Raw genomic sequence first — 10,304 nt, forward strand, 5'->3', positions numbered from 1 at the left:
AATCATTACTACCCTGATAGCTATTTGTTCCAGAAAATCCTAAAGTTGGTGTAGGACTAAGATTATTTAGAGCTGCTATTAGTGATAATTCTAAATTAAAATTATTATCAGGTCTTTTATAAAAATTTATTAACCAACTACCTTCAAGTTTAATATCACCATTACGATATTTTAAAAAAGCATCTATGCCATTTATATTATCTAAATCATAGTTTAAATTAAGATTAAGAGAAGTTATCTTTTCTCCATTTCCACTAATAATATAATGAGCATTATCAAGTCTAAAAGCAGAAACTGGTGCTACTGAAATAACTACAAATGCAAAAATTATAATAAATATTATAGTAAATTGCCTGGACATAGAAAATCTCCCTCCTTTTTACATATTCTAGATAATATGACAAATACCTTCCTTATTATAAAAAATATTTTAATTTAATTTTAATTTATTTAATTTTATAAAAAATTAATCCATTACTTAATAGTCTTTCACTACTTGGATTACTCATAGTATATCCTCTAACCATCATTCTTGCAGAAGCGCCTCCATCAAGGTTCATCCCTTTAATAATACCATAATCTTTCATAAAATGCGCCAATTCCTTTAGGGTAATACCTACACTTAATTCAGGCTGTCTGCCATCTACTGTAAAAAATACCAATTTTTCATCTTCAGTAATTCCCACAGCAGTTCTGGGAGCTCTTCCATATAAAATATCATTCTGAAATTTTCCTTTTTCTCCGGAAATAGCTACTTCTCCATCTACAACCAATAATGGACCTCCACCTACTGCATTTACTATCTCTGATTTGTTCCAGGCTGAATTATTAAAATAATTTATAAATTCTACTTTATCTCCTACTTTAAAATCAGAAAAATTTTCATTTTTTCTGGCCTGAATAATATATCCATTTTCAGGAATTTCGCTTTTTATAATAGTTATAGAATTTATTTTAGATACGATCTCTCCATTTTTTATAATGAGTTCTGTCATTCCTGGTTCTAAGAGAGGAGCTTTTTTTCCAAAATATTGATTGTAAATAGCTATATCCTCTTCAGTTGCTTTTTCATTAACTAGATTAACAGAAAAAGCCTGGTCATTATTTTTATTTCTAAACATACCTTCCCACTCAACTCTATCTATGAGGAAATTTCCTTCTTCAGTTTGAGCTAAAGAAGCTCTTCCATAAATTGATTTTGAAATAATTTTTTTATTGGAAATAAACAAACCTAAAGGTTCACCATTTGCCTGATAAAAACCACCATTAACTGCGGCAAGAGCTTGATTTTCATTTACTATATCGCTAAGATCTGCCAGTCCTGATATTTTATTATTTGCCAAAATATTATTAAAGGCCACTCTTTTATTACCAATCTCATATTCTAAAACAGTAATTACTTTTGGACCACTCCAGTTAATCTGTCGTAATTCCTTATATTTTAAACCGATAGTTATTTTTGCTTCAACTAATTGCCGAGTATAATTAACAAAATTTAGATCTTTTAGAGAGACATTTTGATAATAATAATTTATTATTTCTTTATGAGTTTTACCTTCACGAGCCATTATTTGAGCTCCATCCTGAGACAAACCAAGTCCTGAACCTATTCCAATCCCAGATAAACTCAGATTTTTAAGATAACCATTATTATATTCTTTATTTATTTCAAAAATAAGACTTTTAATTTGAAAATATTCTCGAATTTCTTCTCCTTTTATTTGGTAACTACCATAATCTGTTTTTATTTTAATCTTTGCTACTCTATTTGTAGAAGTTTCTTTTTCAATTGTTATATCTCTAATTCCATTAATATCTTTCTGGAAATATTGAGAAAAACGAGTTAATAATTCTTTTTCCTGATAGTTAGCAGACCAATCAGGAAGAAAAAGTGGATCATCAATTGCTCTTTGATCTGAAACTGATTTTAGATAAGGAATATTTTTTTCTATAATATTTATAGCACTGGCAGTTTCTCCACCACTATTTTTATGATAATAACTATTTATAATTTCATTATTATAATTAATAACTATACCATCAGTTTTTTCTACAGCATTTTCTACATAGCTTTTATAAAAAGTAAAACCTCTGAAGTTTTTAAATTCAGAAGGTTTGTAGACTGTTTTATCGGCTTCAATAATATGATGTAATATTTTAGTACGAATAGCAATTGCCTGAGCTTTAAGAGCTTCTGTATATTTGGAATGACTCAATCTTGCTCTACCCTGAACTTCAGCAGAGAGCATAGCAGTAATCAATTTATTAAAAGCAATATCATTAAAAATTTCTATCCCATAACTGGTAAAATTAAAATCAAAGTCACCTTTATATAAAGTACTGTCTATCTTCAAACTGCCATTTGTTCTGATTTTTTTTCCAGAAAATATTATTTCATCATCTGGACCATAAATAATAATCTTTTTTTCTTTTTCCGGTGAAATTTTTTCATAACTAATCGGCCAGGAATCCCAGCCATCTCTTGCTAATTTAACTGACAAAGATTCACTTTCTTCTCGATTTGAAAAATCACCTAGTTGCACTTTATATAGGTTGTCTTTTTTGAGTAAAGTAATATTCTCATATCCCTTATTTTTTAGTTCAGCCACAATATTTTCAGCTTTATTTTTATTTTGAGTGGCAAATACCTGTAATTTCCATCTTTTTTCAAGAGGGTAATCATGACTGAATTCATAGATTGTATCTTTTTTTAGATAGATTTCTTCACCTTTTTGATTGCTGATTTTTAAATCCTGATAGGGAGTAATCCTAATACTATTTTTCTTTTCTGAAAGTAATAATCTGATTTCTTTATCATTTTTAATAAATTCCTGCAGTTCTCTGGTATAAAGTTTTTGGGCCAATACTGATTCTGCAGAAAAAATTATTACCGGTATTAATAAGACCAATAATAATATTGTTAGAAAAAATCTCCGGCCCATTCTATTTAAAAACATTAGAATCAACTCCCCTATTACTATTTACTATTTTGATTAAGCTGTTCAAATAAAATTTGATTTAAACCACTAAAATTATTTTGCTTACTACCTAATTTACTGATTTCTTTGTCATACATATCTGTAAACACATCTTCAGCAAACCCACCATCAATCATTCCACCTTCTGGAATAGTAGAACGCATTGACTTAAACATTTGGTTAAGGAAGATGGAAGTAAATTCATCTACTACCTCTTTTAATTGCTCTTCAGAATCTTCTCGACTGGAATTTTTCAATTTATTAGTAAAATTATTTTGGTTATTTATTTTTTGATACTGATTTTGAGCAGGATTATAATTAAGGTCCATTTCCATAAGATAAACCTCCTTATTGTATCTCTAATTGAGCATGGAGAGCTCCAGCTGCTTTTATCTGTTGGATAATAGCAATAATATCCCTGGGGGTTGCTCCAATAGTATTTAACGCTGTAACAAGGTCCTGAATTGTACCTTTACTTTCCACAACTGTCATATGACCTTCTTCTTCATCTACTGTTATTTCAGTATCTTCAGTAGTTTCTGTCTCTCCCTCACTTAAAGGTTCAGGTTGAGAAACTTCTTCTGTAGTACTAATTGTAACAGTTAGATTTCCATGAGCAACCGAAACAGTTGAAATTCGGACATTATGTCCCATTACTATTGTTCCAGTTCTTTCATTTATAACAACTTTTGCATTCATACTTGATCTAACTTCCAGATTATTTACCTGTGAAATAAAGTTAACAGGCTGGTTATCATATTCACCAGGTACATCAACTTTTACCCGAGCAGGACTTAAAGCCTTGGCTATTTTAGAACTATCACTCAAATATTCAAATTGATTATTTATGGCCTGAGCCATATAACGAGCTGTAGTAAAATTAGGTTGATTTAAGATATAAGTAAATTCTTCTTTGTTAAGATCAGCTTCAATTTCTCTTTCAACTAAAGCACCACTGGGAACTCTACCCACAGTTGGATGATTCTGACGCTGACTGTTACCTCCACCCCCCTGTACATTATAACCACCGATCGATACAGGTCCCTGAGCAACTGCATAGATCTCTCCATTGGCTGCTTCTAAAGGAGTCTGCAAAAGAGTTCCTCCCTGTAAACTATCTGCATCACCTATAGAGTTAACAGTAACATCAATCTGGTCACCACTATACGCATAGGCAGGCAAAGTGGCAGTTACTATCACAGCTGCAATATTCTGACTTTCTATCTGCTCAGCATTAACTTCAATCCCATATTCATCTAACATATTGGCCACACTCTGGACAGTAGCCTGATTACTACTTGAATCACCAGATCCATTTAGACCAACTACCAGTCCATATCCACTTAACTGGTTTGTTCTCATTCCTTCTATCCTTGTCATATCAGCAATTCTAACTAAAGGATCATTAGAAGATACAGCTCCAGCAGATGGAGTAGAAAAAACTATTAGCAAAGCCAGAATCAATACTGTCTTTAGGATATTTATTAATCTATTTTTATCAATCATTAAAGTCATCTTTTACCTCCTGACTTCCTCCAAACTAAATTATTAAAAGAAAAAGTTAAGTACTTTTTCAAATAAACCTGGTTCCTGTTTTTCAGCAACCGGTCCTCTACCTTCATATTCAATACTTGCATCAGCAACTTTTTGGGAAGATACCTCATTATCTAATTTTATATCTTCCGGTCTAATAATACCACTAAGTTTAATAATCTGTTCTTCACCATTTATTTTTATTTTTTTGGATCCTATAATTCTTAGATTGCCATTATCCAATACATCTTCAACCTGAGTTGTAATATCAGCTTCAAGAGTACCACTGCGCTGAGTCTGACCATCAGCTGAACCCTGATCAGAATAACCTAAACCAAAGGCTTTAATAAAATTAAATAAACCTGTTCCGGCCTGAGCTTCTATAGAACTTGACTGACTGGTAGAAGTATTAGCACTCTGCACAGCATTTGCATCTTCTTCTATAAGAACTGTTATTATATCTCCAGCCTGATAATCCGGGCGATCTTCATATTTACCGGCAGCTTCATCTGACCAGAGGGAATTATTTGCATAAACAGTGTTACTCACAATAACTAAAGAAAAAATAACTAATGTTACTAAAAGAAGCTTTTTCATTTAATTCACCTCCGCTAATTACGGACTAATCGTACAAGCCTTCTATTTATAACTTCTGCTTTAAATTGTTTGCCTGTCTTTAAATTTTCAACAAGTATAAAATCTCCTTTTTTACCTCTTTCTTTAGCCTTAACCATAGTGTTAACAGTAATCCCACCAATTTTAATTTCAGCCTGGATTTGATCTCCCCAGGTAATAACAATTGGTTTTTTTAGATATTCTTCTGTAAGAATTTCTCCTTTAGATATTGTTTTAGTTAATAGGCCATCTTTTATTAAAGAATTATCCCAATTGCTTATTATAGTACTATCAACATCTGTAATACTGGCTGTTTTAAATTCAAAATTATCTTTTGAGATATTTTTGCCTTTAAATAAATTCTTTTTAGCTACAAAAACTTTTTTGTAAATATTAGTTTTTAAGTTTACATAGATTCTTTTATAGGCAGTCTTATTTACAATTATATCTACTGGCAGTGAATAACTCCCTCGATAATTACTTTTTTTTCGGCTAATCTCAAAACTATAATCGGCATCCGGGATTATTATTTCAGACAAAGAAGAGGTAATCTCGATCTCTATCTGATCATATTCATAATCTATATTTTTCTGTATATGCTCTTTAATAAACGTCTCCAACTTGTTATTATCTAGTTTTTTACTTAAAGTCTTTACTTTAATCCGATCCGGAATATCAAAAACAAAATTTGTAATATCATATCCTTTATCTTTTAAAACAAGACGTATTAATTGTTTGCTAATATTTCTTTCATAACCCGGTCTTGCTGCTTTTTCCAGTTTAACAGAAATTAGTTCTTCTTTTAAATCAGGACTAAAATCTGTTAGCTTTGCTATATCACCAAGTTTTATCCATTCACTGTTTACTTCTTCATTCTTAGAAATCTTTATTGTTTGAGCAGATAAAACTGAAGGGGAGTTAATAGAAAAAAACACCAAGAAAACCAATAAAACACTAAATATCTTTTTAAATTTCATATAAACTTCCCCTTTTATTATCTCAATCTATTTATTTTAAACGACTGGCTGTCTGTAACATTTCATCAGAAGCCTGAATTGCTTTTGAATTTATCTCATAAGCACGTTGGGCAGAAATCATATTTACCATTTCTTCTACAACTTTTACATTAGATTTTTCCAAAAATCCCTGAGAAATTGTTCCAAAACCCTGGGTTCCTGGCTGACCAGTCTGTGGTTCACCAGAAGCCATTGTATCTTCATAAAGATTTCGACCAGCACTATTTAGGCCGGCTGGATTGGAAAAACGAACTAATTCGATCTGGCCCTGAGTTTGAGCTTCTTCCTGGCCATCTACCAAAACATTTACTGTACCATCTGAAGTAATACTAATATCAGTTGCATTTTCAGGAATATTAATTTGGGGCTGTAATAAATAACCATCAGAAGTTACTATTCTACCCTGACCATCTAATTTTAGTGAACCATCACGAGTATAGGCAATAGTTCCATCAGGTTTTTGCACCTGTAAAAAGCCGTCTCCTTCAATTACTATATCAAGTGGATTATCAGTTGCCTGTACACTACCTTCAGTAAATAATTTTTGGGTAGCTGATACTCGAGAACCATGTCCGACTTCAATACCTACCGGTATTTGAGAACCCTGAGCATTAGGACTTCCTGGCTGTCTGATCTGTTGATACATCAAATCCTGAAAGTTTACTCTTGATTTTTTGAATCCAGTTGTATTTACATTTGCCAGGTTATTAGAAATTACATTTATGTTAGTTTGTTGACTATCCATTCCAGTTGCAGCTGTCCATAAAGCACCTATCATTAACAATCACTCCTCTATTTTTTATTCATATTTATTTTTTTAAAAAATCTCTGCTGTCTCGGTCGGTTGACAGCAATCAGCTTCCTGTTAAGGTCCAGCTGATTCAATAATTTAAATTATATTAACATTCTAGCCAATTCTTCCTACCTGATTCACAGTCTTTTCTAAGGTCTGATCAGCAGTTTTTATAGCTCTTTGATTCATTTCATAATGACGATTGGCCTCAATCATATTTGTCATCTCTTTAACTACATTCACATTAGATGCTTCCTGATAACCCTGTCTGATTTGATAATTTTCTGCTTCCAGGGCTTCTACTCCTTCATCAGCAACCTGATAAAGATTTTCACCTACTTTTTCTAGATTTCTATTATCTTCAAAATTAACTACCTGTACATTACCAGCTTCCAGGTCATCAAGATAAAGCTGTCCTTCACCATCAAAGTTTATACTTCTGTTATCAATAGTCTGCATTGGTTCTCCTTCTTCATTTAAAAGAGGATAACCTTCCTGAGTCACAATTTGGCCCATTTCATTTAAGGTAAAATTACCATTTTTAGTGTATCTTTCACCAGCTGGTGTATCTACTACAAAAAATCCTTCACCCTGTATAGCAAGGTCTAAGGGGTTGGAAGTATGTTTTAATTTACCATTAGAAAAATCAGTATAACTAAACTGATTTCTTACTCCAGTACCAAGGGAGCCAATTTCTTCTTTACCTTTACTATCAATTTTGTTTATGAGCATTTCTGGAAAAGATTCTCTAACAGTTCCCTCTTTTTTATAACCGGTTGTATTTGAATTAGCCAAATTATTTGAAACTACATTTAAGCGCTGTTTGGAAGCCAGCATTCCTGAGGCTGCTGTATATAATCCTTTAATCACGGTAGACACCTCCTCCTACTAAAATTTTGGAAAATACTTCTAATACATCTGCGTCTTTTTCAAAAACATAAGTTCCTGGATTCAATTTCTTCTCTGCATCAAAAATTATCAAAATATCAATAAATCTTTCCTTATCCATTATTCCTTTTTCACTCAACTTGTTTGCTATTACACTGGCTGATGTTCCGGCTGGAATTACTATTTCGACTTTTTCTATTTCTTTTTTTTCTTCAGTAAATTCTTTTTCAAAATTTATATTATTAATATTAAAAGGTAAATTTCTTTCCCAGGCAAAATTAGTATTAAATTTTGGCATTTGTTTCTGAGTAAAATATTCCTGCTCTGTATTATTTTCAGCCTGCTTAATTTGTTGTTTACTTTCACCAGAAACTGGCCAGATATCAAAAACAAAAAGCATTCCAATTACTAAAATAATTATTCCAAATCCAACCATAACATCAGCTAAAATATTTTTAATCATTAGCTGCACCTCTTCTATGCATTTTTAATATCAAAGAAGTTTCTCTGATTCCAATATTTAATTTATCTGCTATTTCTTCTTCTTTATGGCCCTGATTATATAATTTAAATATTTTTCTATGTTTTTCTGGAAGTTCATTATCTTCTATTTTTTCAGTTGAATTCTTTAACATTTTTTTAAAATTTTTCTTCTCTAAATTTTCCATATCTTCTTTTTTAGACTCTTCTAAAATATTTTTAATTCTTTCTTCTTTACTGTGAATTTCAGTAATTATTTCATCTAATTCATTATTTATTCTTCTTAATTGTTTTTCCTTATTTCCAGCATCACTTATTACTTCATCAATAGAATTATTAGATTTGTTTGTTTCTCCTTTGAGATATCTGGTTTTAGTGGTTAGATTTTGAAAATCTTTATAATCCCCAAAATCTTCATATTCTTTGATTTTGAGCATAATTCCACCTGCTAATAATACTATACCAAATATCAATAACCACCAACCCATATCTTTTCCTCCTGGATTAAATTTTTATATCAATAAAATTTCCTTTTTTACTGTTATTTTTTTCTGATTTATTATTTTCCCCATCATTTTTTTTATTATTTTTACCATTCTCTTGATTGTTTTTTTCTTCTTTTTCATCTTCAACTTTGCCCTTTTCAGCTTTTTCTTTTTCATGAACTGAGCGCTCTTCTTCTGCTTTTTTTGATTTCATTTCCTGAGCTAAATTGCCCTGTTCATGAGCCTGATGATGTTCTTTTATATTCTGCATTCTTTCCATTTCAAGTGTCATTTGTAGGGTGGTATATGGGGTTATAGGTTCAGTCATCTTTGTCACCACCTAATCACAGATTTTGAAGCAAAAATCATGTCTTTAAAGCGGAATCTGTCTTATCTCTCCATTTTCTTCAATAAATGAAGAATGATGTAATTCCTCATGAACATTAAACTGTGACTTACCAATAATCATTTTTACACCTGAAAATACTTTTTCATATACTTTGATTTTTCCTCTTTCCACATTATTTAAAATTTCTTCAAGCTCAGCTTTTTTACTTTCTTTTTTCTCTATAGATTTATTTATTACTTTTTTTGTTTTTAATAATCTTTGATACATAACTTCTTTATCTGTAGGCAATTTGCCCTGTTTTTCTTTTATTTCTTTAAGAGCTTTGATAGCTCTTTTAGTTTTTAATAGATTTTGTTCACTTTCTTCTAATTCCTCTTTGACTTCTTCTAATTCTTCTTTTGTTTCCTGGTCAACACCAGCTTCAAGAATTGTTTTGGTAGCCATTGTTGAACCTATTATGTTTGCTTCTATATTATGACCGGCCTGACAATTACCACCGACAAGCAAACCTTTATTTTCAGTAACTATAATATCTTCAGCAGCATTTAAATCACTATGCATTATGGCATCACTGGCAATAATACTTCCTTCAGTTTTTATATGGCCATTTTCTATAAATTTAATTTCTACATTCCCTTTTGCATCAATTCTACCCTTTTCTTTTCCTACAAAACCTTTTTTGATTATAACCTTGCCTTCACTTTCAATTTGAGCAGCTGAAACTCGACCATTTATTTCAACATTTCCACCAGCTTTAATTTTAAAACCTTCATTAACATCACCTTTAACAACTACATTACCGACAAAATCTATATTACCGGTATCCATATCTACATTGCCCTTTACTTCATGAACTGGTAGAACATTTACTCTTTTACCATCTTTAACAACCTGACCTTCAATTTCAGAAACTAATTTTCCATCTTCTTCTTTTACATTTTTACCTGAAGGCAGATCTACAGTATTTGGTTCGCGAGGAGGAATTTCCTCTCCAGTTACTTTATGACCTGGTTTACCTTTTTTACTATCTTCTATCGTTACTAAAGTATCACCGGGATTTACATTAGTAATTAATCCTCGATTATAAAAATCCATGCTTCCATCTTCGCGTTGAGTACCAATAGATTCCTTTTTATCATTAAAATGGTATTTTAATTTTTCATCAAC

General features: G+C 31.2%; 12 protein-coding genes. All 12 read right to left on the reverse strand.

Annotated features, from left to right (window positions below):
* A partial coding sequence (locus tag VJ881_01430; protein HKL74699.1) for a hypothetical protein occupies positions 1 to 361 on the reverse strand: 361 nt, incomplete at its 3' end.
* A gap of 85 nt (positions 362 to 446) precedes the next feature.
* The gene (locus VJ881_01435) at positions 447 to 2,957 is read right to left on the reverse strand and encodes a SpoIID/LytB domain-containing protein (GenBank protein HKL74700.1); all 2,511 of its coding nucleotides are present in this window, start codon (positions 2,955 to 2,957) and stop codon (positions 447 to 449) included.
* Between the two features lie 20 nt (positions 2,958 to 2,977).
* Positions 2,978 to 3,313 carry a rod-binding protein gene (locus VJ881_01440; protein ID HKL74701.1) on the reverse strand — a complete coding sequence of 112 codons (336 nt, stop codon included), beginning with the start codon at positions 3,311 to 3,313 and terminating at the stop codon, positions 2,978 to 2,980.
* Between the two features lie 13 nt (positions 3,314 to 3,326).
* Positions 3,327 to 4,493, reverse strand: a complete 1,167-nt coding sequence (locus tag VJ881_01445; protein HKL74702.1) for a flagellar basal body P-ring protein FlgI — start codon at positions 4,491 to 4,493, stop codon at positions 3,327 to 3,329.
* 33 nt (positions 4,494 to 4,526) lie between these two features.
* Positions 4,527 to 5,108: a flagellar basal body L-ring protein FlgH gene (locus VJ881_01450; protein HKL74703.1), complete on the reverse strand. Its 582-nt coding sequence runs from the start codon at positions 5,106 to 5,108 to the stop codon at positions 4,527 to 4,529.
* Between the two features lie 14 nt (positions 5,109 to 5,122).
* Complete coding sequence (gene flgA / locus VJ881_01455) at positions 5,123 to 6,103, reverse strand: flagellar basal body P-ring formation chaperone FlgA (protein HKL74704.1); 981 nt, start codon at positions 6,101 to 6,103, stop codon at positions 5,123 to 5,125.
* A gap of 31 nt (positions 6,104 to 6,134) precedes the next feature.
* Positions 6,135 to 6,920 carry a flagellar basal-body rod protein FlgG gene (flgG, locus tag VJ881_01460; GenBank protein ID HKL74705.1) on the reverse strand — a complete coding sequence of 262 codons (786 nt, stop codon included), beginning with the start codon at positions 6,918 to 6,920 and terminating at the stop codon, positions 6,135 to 6,137.
* A 129-nt stretch (positions 6,921 to 7,049) separates the two neighbouring features.
* Positions 7,050 to 7,805, reverse strand: coding sequence for a flagellar basal-body rod protein FlgF (gene flgF, locus VJ881_01465; GenBank protein ID HKL74706.1), 756 nt, complete (start codon positions 7,803 to 7,805; stop codon positions 7,050 to 7,052).
* Entirely contained in the window at positions 7,798 to 8,286 is a 489-nt protein-coding gene (locus VJ881_01470) for a hypothetical protein (protein HKL74707.1), read from the reverse strand. Before VJ881_01470 ends, flgF begins: the two co-directional genes overlap by 8 nt.
* Positions 8,279 to 8,791, reverse strand: coding sequence for a hypothetical protein (locus tag VJ881_01475; GenBank protein HKL74708.1), 513 nt, complete (start codon positions 8,789 to 8,791; stop codon positions 8,279 to 8,281). The genes VJ881_01470 and VJ881_01475 overlap by 8 nt, the downstream gene beginning before the upstream one ends.
* Positions 8,792 to 8,807: 16 nt before the next feature.
* Positions 8,808 to 9,116, reverse strand: a complete 309-nt coding sequence (locus tag VJ881_01480) for a hypothetical protein (GenBank protein HKL74709.1) — start codon at positions 9,114 to 9,116, stop codon at positions 8,808 to 8,810.
* Positions 9,117 to 9,161: 45 nt separating this feature from the next.
* Positions 9,162 to 10,304, reverse strand: a 1,143-nt coding sequence (locus VJ881_01485; protein HKL74710.1) for a FapA family protein, incomplete at its 5' end; no start/stop codon positions are given.

It is taken from the genome of Halanaerobiales bacterium (assembly GCA_035270125.1).
Taxonomy (GTDB): Bacteria; Bacillota; Halanaerobiia; order Halanaerobiales; family DATFIM01; genus DATFIM01.

What these genes read in the sequence shown, in the direction of transcription:
- VJ881_01480 (HKL74709.1), bottom strand. Translation starts at nt 9,116, where the DNA reads ATGACTGAACCTATAACCCCATATACCACCCTACAAATGACACTTGAA.
- VJ881_01435 (HKL74700.1), bottom strand. Translation starts at nt 2,957, where the DNA reads ATGTTTTTAAATAGAATGGGCCGGAGATTTTTTCTAACAATATTATTA.
- VJ881_01470 (HKL74707.1), bottom strand. Translation starts at nt 8,286, where the DNA reads ATGATTAAAAATATTTTAGCTGATGTTATGGTTGGATTTGGAATAATT.
- flgG (HKL74705.1), bottom strand. Translation starts at nt 6,920, where the DNA reads ATGATAGGTGCTTTATGGACAGCTGCAACTGGAATGGATAGTCAACAA.
- flgA (HKL74704.1), bottom strand. Translation starts at nt 6,103, where the DNA reads ATGAAATTTAAAAAGATATTTAGTGTTTTATTGGTTTTCTTGGTGTTT.
- VJ881_01440 (HKL74701.1), bottom strand. Translation starts at nt 3,313, where the DNA reads ATGGAAATGGACCTTAATTATAATCCTGCTCAAAATCAGTATCAAAAA.
- VJ881_01445 (HKL74702.1), bottom strand. Translation starts at nt 4,493, where the DNA reads ATGACTTTAATGATTGATAAAAATAGATTAATAAATATCCTAAAGACA.
- VJ881_01450 (HKL74703.1), bottom strand. Translation starts at nt 5,108, where the DNA reads ATGAAAAAGCTTCTTTTAGTAACATTAGTTATTTTTTCTTTAGTTATT.
- VJ881_01475 (HKL74708.1), bottom strand. Translation starts at nt 8,791, where the DNA reads ATGGGTTGGTGGTTATTGATATTTGGTATAGTATTATTAGCAGGTGGA.